Source organism: Flavobacterium sp. (assembly GCF_046073885.1).
Lineage (GTDB): Bacteria > Bacteroidota > Bacteroidia > Flavobacteriales > Flavobacteriaceae > Flavobacterium.
The window spans coordinates 1-19197 of the sequence record NZ_JBJTND010000057.1; the positions used below are offsets into that span (position 1 = coordinate 1).

17 protein-coding genes and 1 pseudogene are annotated in these 19197 nt (G+C 34.8%); 7 read left to right on the forward strand and 11 right to left on the reverse strand.

The window, feature by feature from the left end:
• Positions 1 to 94: 94 nt before the first annotated feature.
• Positions 95 to 340 (reverse strand): annotated as a pseudogene (gene rpsL / locus ACKOWY_RS07785) (30S ribosomal protein S12); the annotation flags it as partial.
• A 290-nt stretch (positions 341 to 630) separates the two neighbouring features.
• On the opposite strand from rpsL, the gene ACKOWY_RS07790 reads away from it, so the two are divergent.
• Both ACKOWY_RS07790 and rlmB read left to right on the forward strand, forming a co-directional pair.
• Positions 631 to 2295 carry a hypothetical protein gene (locus ACKOWY_RS07790; RefSeq protein ID WP_408940873.1) on the forward strand — a complete coding sequence of 555 codons (1665 nt, stop codon included), beginning with the start codon at positions 631 to 633 and terminating at the stop codon, positions 2293 to 2295.
• Positions 2296 to 2348: 53 nt separating this feature from the next.
• Positions 2349 to 3083, forward strand: coding sequence for a 23S rRNA (guanosine(2251)-2'-O)-methyltransferase RlmB (gene rlmB / locus ACKOWY_RS07795; protein WP_408940874.1), 735 nt, complete (start codon positions 2349 to 2351; stop codon positions 3081 to 3083).
• Here rlmB and ACKOWY_RS07800 read toward each other — a convergent pair.
• Complete coding sequence (locus tag ACKOWY_RS07800; RefSeq protein ID WP_408940875.1) at positions 3080 to 3856, reverse strand: rhomboid family intramembrane serine protease; 777 nt, start codon at positions 3854 to 3856, stop codon at positions 3080 to 3082. The genes rlmB and ACKOWY_RS07800 overlap by 4 nt on opposite strands.
• Before the next feature lie 175 nt (positions 3857 to 4031).
• Here ACKOWY_RS07800 and ACKOWY_RS07805 point away from each other — a divergent pair, with 175 nt between their 5' ends.
• On the forward strand, positions 4032 to 5309 hold the full coding sequence (locus ACKOWY_RS07805; protein WP_408940876.1) for a replication-associated recombination protein A: 1278 nt from the start codon (positions 4032 to 4034) through the stop codon (positions 5307 to 5309).
• Here ACKOWY_RS07805 and ACKOWY_RS07810 read toward each other — a convergent pair.
• From ACKOWY_RS07810 to hpt, 9 genes are all read right to left on the reverse strand, one after another.
• Positions 5306 to 6073, reverse strand: coding sequence for a hypothetical protein (locus ACKOWY_RS07810; protein WP_408940877.1), 768 nt, complete (start codon positions 6071 to 6073; stop codon positions 5306 to 5308). The genes ACKOWY_RS07805 and ACKOWY_RS07810 overlap by 4 nt on opposite strands.
• Complete coding sequence (locus tag ACKOWY_RS07815; RefSeq protein WP_408940878.1) at positions 6073 to 6756, reverse strand: YjjG family noncanonical pyrimidine nucleotidase; 684 nt, start codon at positions 6754 to 6756, stop codon at positions 6073 to 6075. The genes ACKOWY_RS07810 and ACKOWY_RS07815 overlap by 1 nt, the downstream gene beginning before the upstream one ends.
• Before the next feature lie 3 nt (positions 6757 to 6759).
• Positions 6760 to 7443, reverse strand: coding sequence for a RadC family protein (radC, locus tag ACKOWY_RS07820; RefSeq protein WP_408940879.1), 684 nt, complete (start codon positions 7441 to 7443; stop codon positions 6760 to 6762).
• 52 nt (positions 7444 to 7495) lie between these two features.
• On the reverse strand, positions 7496 to 8851 hold the full coding sequence (gene murC / locus ACKOWY_RS07825) for a UDP-N-acetylmuramate--L-alanine ligase (protein WP_408940880.1): 1356 nt from the start codon (positions 8849 to 8851) through the stop codon (positions 7496 to 7498).
• Positions 8852 to 8853: 2 nt separating this feature from the next.
• A complete protein-coding gene (locus ACKOWY_RS07830; protein ID WP_408940881.1) occupies positions 8854 to 9552 on the reverse strand; it encodes a tetratricopeptide repeat protein in 699 nt (232 codons plus the stop codon).
• 131 nt (positions 9553 to 9683) lie between these two features.
• Positions 9684 to 11834: a S46 family peptidase gene (locus ACKOWY_RS07835; RefSeq protein WP_408940882.1), complete on the reverse strand. Its 2151-nt coding sequence runs from the start codon at positions 11832 to 11834 to the stop codon at positions 9684 to 9686.
• Between the two features lie 162 nt (positions 11835 to 11996).
• Positions 11997 to 13031, reverse strand: a complete 1035-nt coding sequence (gene obgE, locus ACKOWY_RS07840) for a GTPase ObgE (RefSeq protein ID WP_408940883.1) — start codon at positions 13029 to 13031, stop codon at positions 11997 to 11999.
• Positions 13032 to 13200: 169 nt separating this feature from the next.
• A complete protein-coding gene (locus ACKOWY_RS07845) occupies positions 13201 to 13773 on the reverse strand; it encodes an adenylate kinase (RefSeq protein WP_408940884.1) in 573 nt (190 codons plus the stop codon).
• Between the two features lie 65 nt (positions 13774 to 13838).
• Positions 13839 to 14369, reverse strand: a complete 531-nt coding sequence (gene hpt / locus ACKOWY_RS07850) for a hypoxanthine phosphoribosyltransferase (RefSeq protein ID WP_408940885.1) — start codon at positions 14367 to 14369, stop codon at positions 13839 to 13841.
• A 97-nt stretch (positions 14370 to 14466) separates the two neighbouring features.
• Here hpt and ACKOWY_RS07855 point away from each other — a divergent pair, with 97 nt between their 5' ends.
• The 4 genes from ACKOWY_RS07855 (at position 14467) to ACKOWY_RS07870 (ending at position 19162) form a co-directional block, all read left to right on the forward strand.
• On the forward strand, positions 14467 to 15000 hold the full coding sequence (locus ACKOWY_RS07855; protein ID WP_408940886.1) for a hypothetical protein: 534 nt from the start codon (positions 14467 to 14469) through the stop codon (positions 14998 to 15000).
• A gap of 36 nt (positions 15001 to 15036) precedes the next feature.
• Positions 15037 to 16182 carry a 5-(carboxyamino)imidazole ribonucleotide synthase gene (locus ACKOWY_RS07860; protein WP_408940887.1) on the forward strand — a complete coding sequence of 382 codons (1146 nt, stop codon included), beginning with the start codon at positions 15037 to 15039 and terminating at the stop codon, positions 16180 to 16182.
• A gap of 343 nt (positions 16183 to 16525) precedes the next feature.
• Positions 16526 to 17011, forward strand: coding sequence for a 5-(carboxyamino)imidazole ribonucleotide mutase (gene purE, locus ACKOWY_RS07865; protein WP_408940888.1), 486 nt, complete (start codon positions 16526 to 16528; stop codon positions 17009 to 17011).
• A gap of 126 nt (positions 17012 to 17137) precedes the next feature.
• Positions 17138 to 19162, forward strand: a complete 2025-nt coding sequence (locus ACKOWY_RS07870) for a M3 family metallopeptidase (protein WP_408940889.1) — start codon at positions 17138 to 17140, stop codon at positions 19160 to 19162.
• Positions 19163 to 19197 lie beyond the last annotated feature (35 nt).

The following is a 19197-nucleotide window of genomic DNA, read 5'->3' on the forward strand; positions in this document are numbered from 1 at the left end:
CCCCGTAAAAAGCGGGAATTTTATAAACAAGTAATTTTTAGTATTTAATTATGCCAACTATTCAACAATTAGTAAGAACAGGAAGAACTCAAATCACTAATACTATCGAGTGCTCTTGTAGATTGTGTCCTTCTCCTGGGATGTAAGCATTTACTTCATTTCCATTAGTCAAACGTACACGCGCAACTTTACGCATTGCTGAGTTTGGTTTTTTTGGAGTAGTAGTGTAAACACGCGTACATACACCTCTTCTTTGAGGACAAGAATCTAAAGCAACCGATTTACTCTTCTTAGTGATTTGAGTTCTTCCTGTTCTTACTAATTGTTGAATAGTTGGCATAATTAAATACTAAAAATTACTTGTTTATAAAATTCCCGCTTTTTACGGGGTTGCAAATGTAGTACTTTTTTTTGAATAAAAAAATCATAATTAATTAATTTTCAATAAGATTTCTCAACCTCACAAAAATTATATTAATCTCTACTTTTTTACGTTATTTTTACATCGGTAACAAAAATTCAAAAATGTTGGCTCCTTAGCCCCGATTGAAGCGGTTGCCATGCAATAGCGAAAAGCGGGAATTGCCCTTGCCAATAAAACCAAATGATTTGCTCCAAAAGACAATACAATTGAAGAAATTAATTTTTATTTTGATTTTTATGTTTTCCCAAATGCAATTTGGGCAACAGTTGTATTTAAAAATTGAAGGCGCAACAAATGCGCAAACGAAAACTATAGACAGCCTGGGATATACAAAATCTTTTAACAATGCTAAAGGAGTTTTGGACGAGGCTAATTTGTTTTCAAAAAAATTATCTCAAGTAGGATTTTTAGAACACCAATTAATAGAAAATAAAAAGGTAAACGACAGCACTTTTTCATACCTATATAATACAAGTGCAAAAACAAATTTTATACATATATATATAGGTAGAAATTTGAAGGTTGAAAATTGGAATTTGTATACCATAAAAAATGATTCTATAAAGCTGCCTTTCGGCGAAAGTGAAGCCTTTTTAAATTATGTTATTAAAAAACTAGAATCAGAAGGTTTTGCTATGGCGAAAGTGCAATTGAAAAACATAAAAAAACACAATCATTTTATAAGTGCCGATTTAATAATTACCTCCGATAAGAAAAGACAGCTGAACGATATTGTTATTAATGGTTATGACAAATTTCCGGAAGGACACAAAAAGAACTTGAAACAATTGTTTAAAAAAAGGACTTTCAATCAGGAGAATTTAGAGAAACTATACAAAGACATTGCGCAGTTTCCGTTTGTGAAACAAACAAAATATCCTGAGATATTATTCACCAAAGATTCTACAAAAGTTTTTGTGTATTTGGAGAAAGCAAAATCGAATTCATTTGATGGGTTTATTGGATTTTCAAATGACGAAAACAAAAAGGTTATTTTTAATGGCTACCTAGATTTGACATTAAATAACGCCATGAACAGTGGCGAAAAATTGGCATTATATTGGAAAAGTAACGGCATGGACCAAAAAACCTTCCGAGTGGGTGCCGAAATTCCATATGTATTTAATAGTCCGATTGGGATGAAAGCGCAGTTAAAAATTTTTAAGCAGGACAGCACCTTTCAAAACACCCAAACAGCAATTGACTTTGGGTATTATTTTAATTACAATACGCGTTTGTATTTGGGCTATCAATCGGCAGAATCGAGCGACATTAAAAACACTAATACTGTATTGCTAAGCGATTTCAAAAATAAATTTTACACCAGTAACTTTGAATTTGTAGCCTACAAAGAAGACGATTATTTATTTCCTGAAAAAAGCAATATTAACATTAAACTCGGAACGGGTAGCCGAAATTCAAAATTTCAGAGCAACACACAGTTTTTTGGAAGTGTGAATTTGAGTCATAATTTTTATCTGAATCAAAAAAACAGTTTCAATATCAAAAGTTACAACTATATACTGCAAAGTGAAGAATACATTACAAATGAATTGTATCGTTTTGGCGGGATAAACTCCATTAGGGGATTCAACGAAAATAGCTTGCAGGGAAATCTGTTTTCGTCTTTGCTTACCGAATACCGATTGGCACTATCCCCTAGCATTTACATTCATTCCATTATGGATTATGCTTACTTTCAAGACAAGACTACCAACCTCAACGGAAACCTTTTGGGTCTTGGATTTGGATTTGGACTTCTTACCAAAAACGGATTATTTAATTTAATTTATGCCAATGGAAGCACAAAAGATCAAGCGATACAATTATCCAACTCAATGGTACATATTAGTTTGAAGGCTACCTTTTAAAGTCTGATTGGCCTACCCTTGCCTAAGAAGTCTAAAAAAACTATCTTTGCCACATGGAAAAAGAAAATCAAATCTTCGGAATTAGAGCTATTATTGAAGCTATTAATGCGGGTAAAGAAGTAGACAAAGTGTTTGTTCAAAGTGATGCACAAAGTGAATTGATGCAGGAACTGATGAAAACTATGAAAAAACACAGCGTGAATTTTTCTTATGTTCCTGTTGAAAAATTAAACCGATTAACTCCAAATAATCACCAAGGTGCAGTTGCTACCATTGCTCCTATTTCGTTTGTAAAACTAGAAACTCTTGTTGATAGCGTTGTTGAAAGTGGAAAAATGCCTTTGTTCTTAATATTAGATCAATTGAGCGACGCTCGAAATTTTGGGGCCATAATAAGAACGGCAGAATGTACGGGTGTTGACGGAATTATTGTTCAAAAAACAGGTTCTGCTCCCGTAAATGGAGATACGGTAAAAACTTCTGCAGGAGCTGTGTTTAATGTTCCAATCTGCAAAGTAGATCATATTAAAGATGCGATTTTCTACCTTCAAGGAAGCGGAATCAAAACCGTAGCAGCTACCGAAAAAACCGAAGACAGCATTTACGATATTTCACTTAACGAACCTATTGCAATCATCATGGGAAGTGAAGACCGCGGTATCAATCCATCGGTATTAAAAATTGTAGATGCTAAAGGAAAACTTCCAATGTTTGGAACGATTGGTTCTTTAAATGTTTCTGTGGCTTGTGGAGCTTTTTTATATGAAACGGTGAGACAGAGAGGTTAATCTGAATCTTTTTCACTGCCTGCATTTTCTTCCTTATAAATATAGACATAGTTTATTGGCTGAACATGTTGTAGTTCCTCCTCTTCTTCAGGTTTTGGTGGGTTTACAAAATTTCCATTCTCATCAAAACGTTTCATAAAAGGATCGGTACTTGGATCAAAATCGGGTTTTTCCCAATCGTATTGAATGTCTTTCAAATAATCAGGGGTTTTAAATTGAATTGCAAAAACAAACCCCGTAATCATTCCTGCCAAATGTCCTTCCCAGGAAATAGTATTGTCCACTTCGGGAAATACATACCAAATCATTCCTCCGTATAACACAACCACAGCCATAGACAAAGCCATCAATCGGTAATATTGCGTTCGTAATCCCTTGAAAAATATAAACGAAACCAAAACATAAATCAATCCGCTTGCGCCAATATGATAGGAATCGCGTCCAAATATCCAGGTAAGTATTCCAGATAATAAAACTCCGTATACTAATACCTTCAATGATACTTCTCTATAAAAATAAATTAGCGCAGTGGTCAAGATTAGCAGCGGCAACGAATTATTAAGTATGTGATTCAAATCGCTGTGCAAAAACGGACTAAAAATAACACCTTGCAATCCTGAGATTGTTCGTGGAAAAATCCCATGTTCATTTAAATGCAAATGAAAACTTTGATTCACAAAGAAAACAAACCAAACTACAACCAACAAGAAGGAAGGAATTATCCAAGTAGCTGGAGAAAATTTAAAATGATTAAGTTCGTTGTTGTGTCTCATACTAAAACAATGTCATCTATGTTAATCAAAAATACAACCAAAAAGTTTATAATGCTATTTTGTCAGCGCATTCTTGTCATTCCGAAGTATGAGGAATCGCATTAAGTTATCAAGATTATACGATTTCTCTTTCGTCGAAATGAAAAAAAAGAGAATAAATATGTAATTTTACCGCATGGAAACACCTTTAGCCGAACGCATTCGTCCGCAGAAATTAGAAGATTACATTAGCCAATTACACCTAGTTGGCCCTAATGGATCGCTTACGCAACAAATTGCGCGAGGCGTGATTCCGTCCATGATTTTTTGGGGTTCGCCAGGTACTGGTAAAACAACTTTGGCACAAATCATTGCCAAGCAAAGCAACCGTCCGTTTTATGAATTGAGCGCCATCAACTCTGGAGTTAAGGATGTTCGTGATGTTATTGAAAAAGCGAAACAGAGTGGCGGATTGTTTACGGCCAAGAATCCGATTTTATTTATAGATGAGATCCATCGCTTTAGCAAATCACAGCAAGATTCCCTATTAGCAGCTGTAGAAAAAGGGTGGGTAACATTAATTGGAGCCACTACCGAAAACCCAAGTTTTGAAGTGATTCCGGCTTTACTTTCTCGTTGTCAGGTTTATGTATTGAATCCGTTTTCTAAAGAAGATTTATTATCACTTTTAGACAGAGCGATTAAAAAAGATGCTATTATTTCGTCAAAAAAAATAAAAATCAAAGAATCAGAGGCTTTGCTGCGACTTTCGGGCGGGGATGGACGAAAGCTATTAAATATTTTTGAACTCGTTGTAAACGCAAGCCCTGAAGGTCAAATTTCAATTACAAATGACAAAGTATTGGAATTAGTGCAGCAAAACACCGTTTTATATGACAAAACAGGCGAACAGCATTATGACATTGTTTCGGCATTTATAAAATCCATCCGCGGAAGCGATCCCAACGGAGCCGTTTATTGGCTTGCCCGAATGATTGAAGGCGGTGAAGACGTAAAATTCATTGCACGACGCATGCTGATCTTATCAAGTGAAGACATTGGAAATGCCAACCCAACGGCTTTCATAATGGCGAATAATACGTTTCAGGCGGTTTCTACGATTGGCTATCCTGAAAGCAGAATACTACTGAGTCAATGTGCTGTTTACTTGGCGACTTCGCCAAAAAGCAATGCGAGTTATATGGCAATTAATGAAGCACAAGCTTTGGTAAAACAAACGGGAGATTTACCCGTTCCGATTCATTTGCGAAATGCACCAACCAAATTAATGAAAGAATTAGGGTATGGCGAAGACTACCAATATTCGCATAATTACGCTAATAATTTTAGCGAACAAGAATACCTACCAGATGCTATTAAAGAAACTAAGTTTTATGACCCTGGAAGTAACTCCCGCGAGAATGGAACGCGTGAATTTTTAAAAAACCGTTGGAAAGATAAGTACGGGTATTAAAATGTAATATTTAGCATCTCTGACTTGAATACATTTCCTTCATAATATTCAAAATACCAACTTTCATTTCTTTTCAATAAAACTCCAGAAACAGCATCTCTATTGACAATAAAAACTTCTTTCGCGGAGGTTTTAAATAATTGAAAAATCTTATAATCACTTGAAACTGCAATTAAATTATATCCGTTTTCGGTAGCCATTGCCTTATATTTTTTTTCGAACATTTGGTTTTGAACGAGCTCTTTTTGCAAAATGGATTCTTTTTGTATTTCTTCTTCTTTATCAGATTTCACAACAGGTTTTGCAGGCTCACCAACAATTCCGAGACTTTTTTGTGAAGGCTGATAATGATGTGACTTCAATATTGGAAAATTTTCAAATGCCATACGAAGTGCTTCGTTATAAGCTACTCTATATTCTTTCTCTCTACTTGAACCTACCTCGGAAGTAGCAAGAATAGTCCCCTTACAATCTTTGACCACAATGGTTAATTTTGTAATAAACATATTACTGTTTTCAAGTAGGTAAACATAAATTTTATTGCAATTCGAAACTACAAATTCTTCTGGAGCCTCCTCATTGTTAAAATAGGTTTCAAAGTCATATTTTTGAAAGTACAATTTTGTGAGCACATTTAAATTATGTGCGTTTTCTTCCTTTAAAAAAGAAAATTTTGAAGGCACCATTGCATATTTATATTCGTTAAGGTTTTGGGCAAACCCAAAAGTGCAAATTAGAAGTGCTACTATGATATACTTTTTCATTACAGGAAATTTTTTAGTTCAATTAAATGGTTGACTTGCTTAATTCCACTTGGAACATCTTTATTATTTTCATTAAAATATATTGCATCCATCCCAAAATTTAAGGCTCCTTTTACATCAGCATCAATACAATCGCCAATCATGATACTTTTATGCTTATCGGTATGGGCAGCTTGCAAAGCAAATTCAAATATTTTGGGGTTGGGCTTTTTTACTCCAGCCATCTCCGAGTTGGTGATGGTTCTAAAATAACTATCAATTCCGGAATTTTTCATTTTCCCCGTCTGAACTTCTTGAAATCCGTTGGTGATAATATGTAAATTATATTTTGGCTTTAGATAATCTAAAATGGCAATCGTTCCGTCAAAAAGATGATTGAATTCGGGTAAAAACCGAATGTACTCCACAGAAAGCACATCAATTAATTCATCGGAAACTTCATAATTTAAAATATCAAAAGTGTCTTTCAACCTTCCATAGCGCAATTCCGCCTGGGTTACTTTTTCATAGCGATACAATTCCCAATATTTAGCATTTAATGGAACATAATGCTTTAAGAAAAGATCCAATTCTACTTCCACTTGATGTAACTTTAATACTTTTTCAAATGCTAACGCAGAGTTTTTTTCAAAATCCCAAAGGGTATGATCTAAGTCAAAAAAAATATCGGTTATGTGTTTCATTTGCTATAATATTCCTTCATCGGCAAAGCTATAATAACTAGATTCGGTAATGATTACATGATCTAATATAATAATATCCAGTTGCTTTCCGGCCAGTTGCAATTTTCGAGTAATGTCTTTATCAGAATCACTCGCAAGCAATTTACCTGAAGGATGATTGTGGGTCAAAATTAGTGAAATTGCATTGTATTCGAGGGCTGTTTTAAAAATTATTCGGGTATCTACAATCGTGCCTGTGATTCCGCCTTTGGATAATTGTGCTTTATGAATCACCTTATTGGAATTATTTAGAAACAATACCCAAAATTCTTCGTGCAGCAATTCTCCAATTATTGGCTGCATGATATTAAAAACTGCTTTACTTGAAGTGATTTTATCCCATTCTACAGCTTCTTCAGATCGCCTGCGTCTCCCTAACTCAAGTGCAGCTGCAATAGCGATAGCTTTAGCTTCTCCAATGCCCTTAAACTCGATTAATTGCTTAATTGAAAGTTTTCCAAGCTGATTCAAATTATTATTTGCAGCAGCTAAAATACGCTGACACAATTGCACGGCACTTTCATTTCTCGTGCCTGAGCCTATTAGAATTGCCAGTAACTCCGAATCGGATAATGCTGCTTTTCCTTTAAGTAAAAACTTCTCTCTCGGTCGATCGTCTTCCGCCCATTGATTTATTGGAGTGTACATATTTTAGATATTAGTTTCTACCTAAAATACGACTTTTATTTGGCAATAAAAATTATTTCATCAACTCCTTTACCTCATCAAAATTCAATCCTCCATAATTACCCGAACTCATTAGCAATAAAGCAGAATTATCTATATTTTGACTGAATAAGAAATTTTTAAAATCGGATGGATTGGTGTAAATAATTAAATCATTACGCTGAAACGATTGCGCAATTTGATCATAAGTCACTTCTTCCAATTGCTTAATTTTAACTGCGTCTGGCGAATAGAATACCACCGCAACATCTGCGGCATCAAGTGCCCCTTGATATTCTTTAAGGAATTCGGCATTTAAACTACTGTACGTATGTAATTCCAAACAAGCAATTAAAGTTCGATTTGGATATTGATTTTTTACCGCTTGTGTAGTTGCTGAAACTTTACTTGGTGAATGCGCAAAATCTTTATAAGCAACTTTACCTTTGCCTTCTGCTATTTTTTCTAAACGTTTACTAGCTCCTTTAAAGCTAGCAATGGCTTCATAAAAATCGGCTTCATCTACTCCCATGCATTGGCAAACCCATTTGGCCCCAGCCAAATTATTTAAATTATGTGCTCCAAAAACTTCAATTGGCATAGGCCCTTCGGGAGTATCCAACATGGTGGTTCCGTCTTCTACAGTATAAGAAGGCGTTGCGTAAGGCATTTTACGAATAGGATTAGTAGTTTCTTCAGCTACTTTTTTAACTGTTTCGTCCTCTTCATTATAAACCAATATTCCGCCTTTGGTAATTTGGTTTACAAAGATTTCGAATTGCTCTACATAGTTTTCAAAAGTTGGAAAAACATTAATATGATCCCAAGCAATCCCTGAAAGTAAAGCTATATTGGGCTGATACAAATGAAATTTTGGTCTTCTATCCATTGGCGAAGAAAGGTACTCATCACCTTCTAAAACAATAAAATCATTGTTTTCTGTTAAATGAACCATGGTGTCAAACCCTTCCAATTGCGCTCCAACCATATAATCAACTTCGATATTATGGTAATGCATCACATGCAAAATCATAGAAGTAATAGTTGTTTTTCCGTGGGATCCACCTATCACTACACGCGTTTTATTTTTTGATTGTTCGTATAAAAATTCTGGATAGGAGAAAATTTTTAATCCTAATTCTTGCGCTTTAAGCAACTCGGGATTATCCGCCTTAGCATGCATTCCAAGAATAATGGCTTCAATATCTTGAGTGATTTTTTCAGGAAACCAACCAAACTCCTCAGGTAATAATCCTTTTTTTTCCAATCTCGATTTAGAGGGTTCAAAAATAGCATCATCGCTACCCGTAACATGGTATCCTTTGTTATGTAAAGCTAAAGCTAAATTGTGCATGGCTGCACCTCCAATGGCTATAAAGTGTGTTCTCATTTTTAGGATTTATTTTTTTCTTGGTATTGTTCTAATATTTTTTTTGCTTTATCCGAATTATGAAGCTTCACTTTGTAGAGCGATGCTAAACGCTCATAAGTGTTTTTAGAACCACCTAATTCAATTGCTTTAATATAGTGTTTTTCCGCACTTTTATACCGTTCAAAGTATTCATCAATATGTGCTTTTGACAAGTATCCATCCACCGGAGATAATTTCATTAACTCATCGGCATAACGCTGTGCTTTTTTTTCACTACCTCCAAAAAGTGCCGGAACTTGCAAATAATATTCAATCATTGCCCAACGCGCTTCAATGTGTTTCGGATTTAAAACCAAAGCTTTTTCAAAGGACTCTTTCATATCACCAATTAATCGTATGGCAACCCATTTTCCGCCTTCTTTAGATTTTAATCCAAGTACACCGCCGTATTTGTAATAATAATTGGCTTCATTTGGTTTTATATTTTTGAGCTTCTGATAATAACCAAGTGCCTTATCCCATTCTTTAAGTTGAACCGAAATATCACCTAAATACTCAATTGCCTTTATTTGGCTTGGGTTTTCCTTGTATATATTTTCAAAAATGGGTCTTGCAAGTGAATATTTCCCTTGATCGTAGAGTTTTTCTGCTTTCTCAAAGTTAGATTGAGAAAAGACACAATGCGAAATAAGTAAGAGAAAAAATAATTTTGACCTCATTATATATGCCAAATTTTTGGAATAACAAATATAAATTAATTATTGATTTTCTGTACTATTTTGAATATTATAGCAATAAAAAAACTCCGACCTTTTTCTGATCGGAGTTATTAATTATAGAATTACTTCTGTTATTTAACCAAAGTCATTTCGTCTACAATATGTTTTGCATTTGAGAAGTTCTCAATTACCCATAACACATAACGAATATCAACATTAATCGTTCTTTGTAGTTTTTTATCAAAAATAACATCACCAGCCATAGCTTCAATGTTTCCATCAAATGCTAAACCGATTAATTCTCCTTTTCCGTTTAACACAGGAGAACCAGAGTTTCCACCTGTAATATCATTATCTGTTAAGAAATTAACGTGTAGAGAACCGTCTTTATCAGCATAACGACCATACTCTTTATTTTTAGCCATTTCTAATACACGAGTTGGAAGATCAAATTCTTCGTCTCCTTTTTTGTATTTTTTCACTTGGCTATCTAATGTAGTATAGTTGTTTATTTTTGCATCATTACGTTTGTCTGCAGGTAAAGCTCGTACTTTTCCGTAAGTTAAACGCAAGGTAGAGTTAGCATCTGGATATTTAATTGTTCCAATTTTTGACTCACGTAATCCTTCAACCAATAAACGGAAAGCAGCTCCAAAATCATTTTGTGCTTTTGCAACTTCATCCGATTTTGAACTATAATGAGCAAATAAATTGGACATTAAGCTATAAATTGGGTCATTAGCCAACATGGATTCCGATGGATAATTTAAAAAGGCTTTTACTCTGTCTAATGATGAAAAGATACTTAAGTCTACAGCAGCATTTATATTTTTAGAAAAATCACCATTGTTTTCAGCATTCATTTTTTCTACAACAGGAGCAATTTTATATCCAACAGATTTAGTTGCATACAAATGCAATTGCGCTGCAAGAATGTCTTTTTCTGCAGGAATATGCAAATCATTAAAAAACTCGGTTGCATTTTCAATAATTCTAGGAGCTAATGTTGCACGTTTTGCAGCATCTGCTTTAGCATATTCATTCAATTGATTTCCTAAGCTACGGGTGATTGTTCCGTATGCAGAAGTTCTAAACAATTGTTGTAAATAATTATCATGACGCGATTTTTCATTAGTAAGCGCGTAATATTTATTGATTGTAGCTACTACCGAACCGTATTTAGCTTTATTTTCTGGTTTATTAGCCCATTTATCAAATTTAGCTTCTTGAGCCGCTTTTGATTTGGCTGTGCCAAATTTTGAAAGTGCATCAATCATCCCTTGACGGTTTTTCCAGTAATTGGCAGTAGAAGCATATTTAGAAGCATAAACTAAACGAAGAGCATCGCTCATTTCCATGTATTTCTTCATATTATCCATACCGGTTTTTGCACCTTCAACCCAAGCAGGGTAAGCAAATTTTACGTTTTGGTCAATTCCACTTGCAGGCATCCAACGGTTGGTTCTACCAGGGTAACCAAGAATCATAGCAAAATCTCCTTCTTTAACTCCAGATAAGTTTACTGGCAAATAGTGTTTTGGTTGTAATGGCACATTGCTTGTTGAATATTCTGCAGGGTTTCCGTCTTTATCTGCGTAAACTCTAAACATAGAGAAATCGGCAGTTTGACGAGGCCATTCCCAGTTGTCTGTATCACCTCCAAATTTTCCTAAACTCTCTGGTGGAACTCCCACTAAACGAACATCTTTATAATCTTGGTAAACAAAATAATAAAATTCATTTCCTTGGAAAAAAGAACGAACTGAAACGGTGTATTTTCCACCTTCATTATTTTCTTTTTCGATTAAAGCGATTTCAGCATTGATTGCTTTTTCTCTATCTGCTTCACTCATTGAAGGGTTCACTTTCGCTAAAATTCTTTTTGAACAATCATCCATACGCACAAAGAAACGCACATACAAACTTGATGGTTTTTTCTCTGCAGCTCTATTGGCAGCCCAAAAACCATTTTTTAATAGGTTGTCTTCTGCTGTAGATAATTCAGCAATACCGTCATATCCACAATGGTGGTTGGTAAGAACCAATCCGTCTTTAGAAATAATTTCGGCAGTACAACCCCCATTAAATTGAACAATAGCATCTTTCAAACTGTGGTGATTGATGCTGTAAATTTCTTCGGCTGTTAATTGCAAGCCCATTTTTTGCATGTCGCGGTGGTTTAATCTTTCGATAAACATTAAAAACCACATTCCCTCATCAGCTTTTACGCTCATTGGCAACAACATAATTGCTGCAATAAAGGATAAAATAATTTTTTTCATTGTTATAAATATTTGGTTATCTGTTTGTATCTACTTGTCGAATAAAACTGTTTTTTGTTACATATTTTATTCAGTAGCGTTGCGAATTTACTATTTTTTTTGAGAATCCGCTACTAATAAAAAAAAGCCCCGATAAATCGAGGCTTTTCATTTGTTTCTAATTTACAATCCGTGACTATTTTCGGGCTTATCGTCTTCTACATTTAGCATTTCCCAAAGCGTATCTTTCAATTCGGTTAATCCTTGTTGGGCAACAGAAGAAATAAACAAATACGGAATTCCTAATTTGGATTTATCCAACAGCTGTTTCATTTCTGCTTTCAATTCATTATCGAGCATATCACATTTAGAAATAACTAACAATCGGTCTTTGTCTAGCATTTCTGGGTTATAGCGACGCAATTCATCCAATAGAATTTCGTATTCTTTTTTGATATCATCGGCATCCGCAGGAACCAAAAACAACAAAGTTGAGTTTCTTTCAATATGACGCAAGAAATAATGCCCCAATCCTTTACCTTCGGCAGCACCTTCAATAATTCCGGGGATATCAGCAATCACAAACGATTGAAATTCTCTATAAGCTACAATTCCTAAATTAGGTTTTAATGTTGTAAATGGATAATCTGCAATTTTTGGCTTAGCCGAAGTCAGCACTGACAATAAAGTAGATTTTCCAGCATTTGGGAAACCAACCAAACCTACATCGGCAAGAACTTTCAATTCTAAAATCACATCCAATTCGGTTGAAGGCATTCCCGGTTGGGAATATCTAGGTGTTTGATTGGTAGCACTTCTAAAATGCCAGTTTCCTAAACCTCCCTTACCACCTTGTGCTAAAATGCGCACTTCATCGTGTTCGGTAATTTCAAATAATGTTTCTCCGGTTTCAATATCTTTCACAACAGTACCAAGAGGCACTTCTACAATTTTATCTTCACCATCGTGACCGGTACTTCTTGAACTACCACCATCTCCACCATGTCCCGCACGAATGTGTTTAATGAATTTTAAATGAAATAAAGTCCACAAACTTTTATTTCCTCTCAAATAAACATGTCCTCCACGACCACCGTCTCCTCCGTCTGGACCCCCTTTTTCAATAAATTTTTCTCTATGTAAATGCGTAGAACCTTTACCCCCTTTTCCGGAAGTAACATATATTTTTACATAGTCTACAAAATTTCCTTCTGTCATTTTTTTGGTTTATTTGGAAAACAAGTTTGTTAAACCTATTAAAATTAAATTTTGGCAAAGTTACTAATATAGCATAGAAATCCTATGAAACTTTTTTTAATTAGTTTCTATTTCACCTATTTGATTAAACTAAAATGGGATACGCAAAGAATCTTTGCCCAAATTATTTTTAAAATTTATCGAAAACCAAGTTCAGCCTTTCGGTTACTTCTGCAATCGTTCCAATACCATTTACAGCATGAAATTTGCCTTGCCCTTTGTAATAATCCATTAAAGGAGCCGTTTTTTCATTGTATTCTGGGTAACGGTTTCTAATTTTTTCCTCGTCTTGATCATCAGGTCTTCCAGAGGTTTTTCCTCTTTCAAGCAAACGAGCAACCAAAATGGAATCATCGGCATCCAAAGCAACTGTAGCAGTTATTTTTTGCCCTTTTGATTCTAAAAAATGATCTAAAGCTGCTGCTTGAGCTAAAGTTCTTGGAAAACCATCAAATAAAAATCCAGCAGAATCTGGGTTTTTATCTACTTCGCTTTGTAACATTTGAATGGTTACATCATCTGGAACCAAATCTCCTTGATCCATATAGGTTTTGGCTAATTTACCCAAGTCGGTGCCATTCATAATATTGTATCTAAAAATATCCCCTGTAGAAAGGTGAGTCAAATTGTATTTTCCTTTTAAGAATTCTGCTTGAGTGCCTTTTCCAGCTCCTGGCTTGCCAAAAAGTACGATGTTGATCATTTTGTAATTGTTGTAGGTTATTAATTATTTTGTTGTGTTTTTTATTTCAAATTCTGTAATCTGATTTATTGCGCTAATTGATATACGTCGGGTAAATTTCTACCCAATCCATCGTAGTCCAAACCATATCCTACAATGAATTTATTCGGAATTCGCATTCCTACGTAATCAATTTTAATGTCTTTTTTATAGGCCTCTGGTTTAAAAAATAAAGTGGCAATTTTTAAATGCTTCACTTTTTTTTCTTTGAAAATCGCCTTCAATTCTTCAATGGTATTTCCAGTGTCTACAATGTCTTCCACAATAACTACCGTTCTACCTTCTAAATTTTCATTTATTCCAATTAATTGCTTCACTTCATTGGTAGTTTGTGTCCCTTCATAGGAAGCCATTTTCATAAAACTCACTTCACACATGCCTCGATACTGCTTCATTAAATCCGATAAAACCATAAACGAACCATTAAGAATCCCAACAAAAACGGGGATCTCATCAAAAAAATCATCATCCATTTGTTTGGCCATATTTGCAATAGCAAAACTAATTTCTTCAGAAGAAATAAAAGGCTCAAAAGTTTTATCGTGAAGGTGAATCATTTGGATTTGATTATTAAAGTAAAGAGCAAATTTACGAACAAATCACTATTTACTATCAAGTATTTTGAATTTTTTGCTAATTTAATATATTTACAAAATGAATGCAGAATTTTACAATCGGATCTCAATAGGCACGGCTCACAGAAAAAGTAGAGACGACAATAAAAACTATGTTTTTCAAAACCCGAATTATTTAAGCGATTTAGTTGAAATAGCCTGCAATACTAAGGACAAGAACCACCACAAAGCGTGTTGGATTTTAGAATTAATTTGCGAAGAACGCCTTGAATTATTCATTCCATTCATAGATAAATTTTGCGAAGCATTACCTCATTTTAAAGTCAATCAGGCCATTCGCCCAACCTCCAAAATTTGTTTGTTTTTAACAAAAAGCAAAAAAGTTACCTTAACCGAAAATCAGGAAGAAAAAATTATTGAAACCTGCCTTGATCATTTAATTGATGTGGATTTAGCAGCAACAGCAGCCTACTCCATGCGGGCTTTGTTCGAACTGGGAAAAAAGTACAGTTGGGTGAATGAGGAATTAAAAATAGTGCTTTCTAGAGATTTACACAATCAATCGCCCGGATATTGTTTTGCAGTGAAAGATATTTTGAAGCGATTGAAATAATTTTCAAATGATTATCTTTGCGCAAACACAACACAAATGAACTACTTTTCTTCCGATTTTAAACTTGGAATTCTCGGCGGCGGTCAGTTAGGCAAAATGCTACTTGCTGAGGCTAGAAAATTTGACATTCAAACCTACATTTTAGATCCTAGTAAAGACGCACCTAGCCAATTTGGAGCTTCCCAATTTTTCACCGGAGACTTAATGAATTTTGATGCCGTTTATGAATTTGGCAAAAAAGTAAATCTTTTAACCATTGAAATCGAAAATGTAAATCTAGACGCTTTAGACAAGTTGGAAGCCGAAGGTTTGGCGGTTTATCCTTCTCCAAAAACGTTGCGTTTGATTCAGAATAAAGGTGTTCAAAAAGATTTTTATGTTTCAAATGGAATTCCGACTTCCAAGCATACCCGATTTTCAAATCTTGAAAACCTAAAAGCCGCAATTGAAACAATTTCTTTACCGTTTGTTTGGAAATGCACCCAATTTGGATACGATGGAAACGGAGTTAAAGTGGTTCGTGCCGTTTCCGATTTAGATCATTTACCAAATGTAGAATGCATTGCCGAAGAAATGGTTCCTTTTAAAAATGAATTGGCGGTAATTGTAGCGCGTTCTGCATCTGGAGAAATTAGCACCTACCCTGTGGTTGAAATGGAGTTTCATCCCGAAGCCAACCAAGTAGAATACGTACTTTGTCCTGCCCGTATTGATGCTACTGTTGCTCAAAAAGCACAAGAAGTTGCTTTAAAAGTTTCGGAAGCGTTCAATCATGTTGGCCTTTTGGCTGTGGAAATGTTTCAAACTCAAAACGATGAAATTTTAGTCAATGAAGTGGCGCCAAGACCACACAATTCGGGGCACCATACCATTGAAGCCAGTTATACTTCACAATTTGAAAATCATTTACGCGCCATATTAAACCTACCTTTAGGAAATACCGCTAGTAAAGTTGCCGGAATTATGGTAAATTTGGTCGGTGCAGAAGGATTTTCAGGGCCTGTAACCTATCAAAATATTGAAAAAATAATGGCCATTGACGGGGTTACGCCACACATTTACGGTAAAAGAGAAACAAGACCTTTCCGAAAAATGGGACATGTAACTATTGTAAATGAAGACATGGCAGAAGCAAGAATAATTGCTGAACAGGTTAAGAATAGTATTCGAGTAATTTCTTAATTTGAAGATGAAAATATTAAAATATACTATAAATATTATTTCTGTTATTTTGATTTTGTATTGCACAACTTCGCTTTTTATGCTTACAGATATTCGCTGTGAAGATTTCAAAAATTGTATTTTACGAAGTTTTTATTTTCAAATAGAACGGTTTCTATATCTAATAACAATAATCATAATATTAAATATTTTGATTGAAAGAAAAATCAAAAAAGAAAATATTACAAAGAATATTTTGAAAGTAGTGTTTTTACAAATAGCAACTTTTTTAATCACATTTGCAATAAACTCTTATATACTTTATAAATCTATTTGTTAATAAATCTAAAAGCAAACACAACCAATGAGCAAAGTAGCCATAATAATGGGAAGCATCTCCGATATGCCCGTGATGCAAGAAGCCATCGACATCTTAAAAGGATTTGACATCGAAACCGAGGTAGACATCGTTTCGGCACACAGAACACCCGAAAAACTTTTTGATTTCAGCAAAAATGCCCACACCCGCGGAATTTCAGTAATTATTGCAGGTGCCGGTGGCGCTGCGCATCTTCCAGGAATGGTCGCTTCCATGTCGCCACTGCCTGTAATTGGCGTTCCTGTAAAATCAAGCAATTCAATTGATGGTTGGGATTCGGTTTTATCTATTTTGCAAATGCCAGGTGGCGTTCCTGTGGCAACTGTTGCCCTTAACGGAGCAAAAAATGCCGGAATTCTTGCCGCTCAAATTATCGGAAGTCACGATAAATGTGTTTTAGATAAAATTGTTTTCTACAAGGAAAGCCTTAAAGAAGCCGTAAATAAAGCATCAAACGAATTGAAAAAATAGTTTTAGAAGCTATTTCCTGCTATTCGTTACAATCTTTGCACTACATGCAAAGGATTTTCACTTCTATCAGGGCTAGTTCGGCCCTAATAGCAACAACTATAACTTATAATTGACTTTTTTCAACCAATGAAAATTTTAACAACACCTTTTCAAACCAAACACAATACCGCTCCTTTTTCGCAAATAAAATTAGAAGATTATGCTCCAGCTTTTATTGAAAATATAGCTTCTGCAAGGGCAGAAATTGATGCAATTGCCAATAATCATGAGGCCCCTACATTTGAAAATACGATTGTTGCTTTAGATTTTTCGGGAGAACAATTGGATCGATTGTCTTCTATATTCTTTAATTTAAATTCGGCAGAAACTTGTGACGAAATGCAAAAAATAGCACAAGAAGTTTCACCCTTATTAACCGAATTTAGTAACGATGTGGCTTTGAATGAAAATTTATTCAAACGTGTTAAAGCCGTTTACGATCAAAAAGATTCGTTAACCTTAACTCCAGAACAAACCACACTTTTGGATAAAAAATTCAAAGGATTTTCTAGAAATGGAGCGCTGCTAAATGAAGCAGATAAATTAGTTTTAAGAGAAATAGATACCGAATTAGCCAAATTAAAATTAACCTTCGGGGAAAATGTATTGGCTGAAACCAATAACTACCAACTTCACATAACCAATGAAGCCGATTTAAAAGGCCTACCAGAAGGAGCCAAAGAAATGGCGCGTTCTCTAGCCAAATCTAAAGAATTAGAAGGTTGGATTTTCACACTAGATTTTCCAAGTTATTTACCTTTTGTCACTTATGTTGAAAATCGTGAATTACGAAAAGAATTGGCTATAGCTGCTGGTAAAAAAGCATTTCAAGACAACGAATTTGATAATAAAGAAAACGTAAAACGAATTGTTTCTTTACGCCACAAAAGAGCCAAATTATTAGGCTACGACTCGCATTCGCATTTTGTTTTGGAAGAAAGAATGGCTCAAAATCCAGAAAAAGTAAAAACTTTTTTAAATGATTTATTGCAAAAAGCGAAGCCTGCTGCACAAAAAGAATTTGCTCAATTAACCGCTTTCGCAAAAGAATTAGACGGAATTGAAAATCTCGAAAAATGGGATAGCGCTTATTATTCGGAGAAATTAAAACAAAAATTATTCAGTTTGGATGACGAAATCCTAAAACCCTATTTTCAATTAGAAAAGGTATTACAAGGCGCGTTTATAATCGCTGAAAAATTATTTGGAATTACCTTTAAAGAGGTTTTTGATATTGACAAATACCATGAAGAAGAGCAAACTTTTGAGGTTTTGGATGAAAAAAATAATCTGGTTGCTGTTTTTTACACCGATTTTTTTCCAAGAAAAGGAAAACGAAATGGCGCATGGATGACTTCATATAAATCGCAAGCCATAAAAAATGGAATTAATGATAGACCGCATGTTTCTATCGTTTGTAATTTCACTCCACCTACCGAGACAAAACCTTCCTTATTGACCTTTAATGAAGTAACTACTTTATTTCATGAATTTGGTCACGCTTTACACGGAATGTTGGCGAACACTACTTATCCGAGTTTGTCGGGAACTTCGGTGTATTGGGACTTTGTGGAATTACCAAGTCAGGTGATGGAAAACTGGTGTTACGAGCCAGAAGCTTTGGCGCTATTTGCAAATCATTATGAAACCGGAGAAATCATTCCGCAAGAGTATGTAGAAAAAATCAAAGAAAGTGCCAGCTTTTTAGAAGGACTTGCCACGCTGCGCCAATTGAGTTTCGGAATATTAGACATGACCTACCACGCTGTAAATCAAGAAATTGCTGATGTAAAAGCATTTGAAAAACAAGCCATGGATACCGCCTCATTATTTCCAGATGTAGCCGAAAACTGCATGAGTGTTTCTTTTTCACATATCTTTCAAGGAGGCTACTCTTCAGGATATTACAGTTACAAATGGGCGGAAGTTTTGGATGCCGATGCCTTTGCTTATTTCCAAGAAAAAGGAATTTTTAATAAAGATGTGGCTACTAAATTTAAAGAAAATGTACTTTCTAAAGGCGGCACCGAATTACCAATGGAATTGTATAAACGATTTAGAGGTCAGGAGCCCAATGCAGATGCTTTATTGAAACGAGCAGGATTGGTTTAGACTACTTAGATTTTTAGACCAATTAGACTTTAATA

Coding starts and splice junctions, on each gene's coding strand:
- ACKOWY_RS07855 (WP_408940886.1), top strand. CDS start 14,467: ATGAATGCAGAATTTTACAATCGGATCTCAATAGGCACGGCTCACAGA.
- purE (WP_408940888.1), top strand. CDS start 16,526: ATGAGCAAAGTAGCCATAATAATGGGAAGCATCTCCGATATGCCCGTG.
- murC (WP_408940880.1), bottom strand. CDS start 8,851: ATGAGAACACACTTTATAGCCATTGGAGGTGCAGCCATGCACAATTTA.
- ACKOWY_RS07845 (WP_408940884.1), bottom strand. CDS start 13,773: ATGATCAACATCGTACTTTTTGGCAAGCCAGGAGCTGGAAAAGGCACT.
- ACKOWY_RS07835 (WP_408940882.1), bottom strand. CDS start 11,834: ATGAAAAAAATTATTTTATCCTTTATTGCAGCAATTATGTTGTTGCCA.
- ACKOWY_RS07805 (WP_408940876.1), top strand. CDS start 4,032: ATGGAAACACCTTTAGCCGAACGCATTCGTCCGCAGAAATTAGAAGAT.
- ACKOWY_RS07870 (WP_408940889.1), top strand. CDS start 17,138: ATGAAAATTTTAACAACACCTTTTCAAACCAAACACAATACCGCTCCT.
- hpt (WP_408940885.1), bottom strand. CDS start 14,369: ATGATTCACCTTCACGATAAAACTTTTGAGCCTTTTATTTCTTCTGAA.
- obgE (WP_408940883.1), bottom strand. CDS start 13,031: ATGACAGAAGGAAATTTTGTAGACTATGTAAAAATATATGTTACTTCC.
- ACKOWY_RS07815 (WP_408940878.1), bottom strand. CDS start 6,756: ATGAAACACATAACCGATATTTTTTTTGACTTAGATCATACCCTTTGG.
- radC (WP_408940879.1), bottom strand. CDS start 7,443: ATGTACACTCCAATAAATCAATGGGCGGAAGACGATCGACCGAGAGAG.
- rlmB (WP_408940874.1), top strand. CDS start 2,349: ATGGAAAAAGAAAATCAAATCTTCGGAATTAGAGCTATTATTGAAGCT.
- ACKOWY_RS07830 (WP_408940881.1), bottom strand. CDS start 9,552: ATGAGGTCAAAATTATTTTTTCTCTTACTTATTTCGCATTGTGTCTTT.
- ACKOWY_RS07800 (WP_408940875.1), bottom strand. CDS start 3,856: ATGAGACACAACAACGAACTTAATCATTTTAAATTTTCTCCAGCTACT.
- ACKOWY_RS07810 (WP_408940877.1), bottom strand. CDS start 6,073: ATGAAAAAGTATATCATAGTAGCACTTCTAATTTGCACTTTTGGGTTT.
- ACKOWY_RS07860 (WP_408940887.1), top strand. CDS start 15,037: ATGAACTACTTTTCTTCCGATTTTAAACTTGGAATTCTCGGCGGCGGT.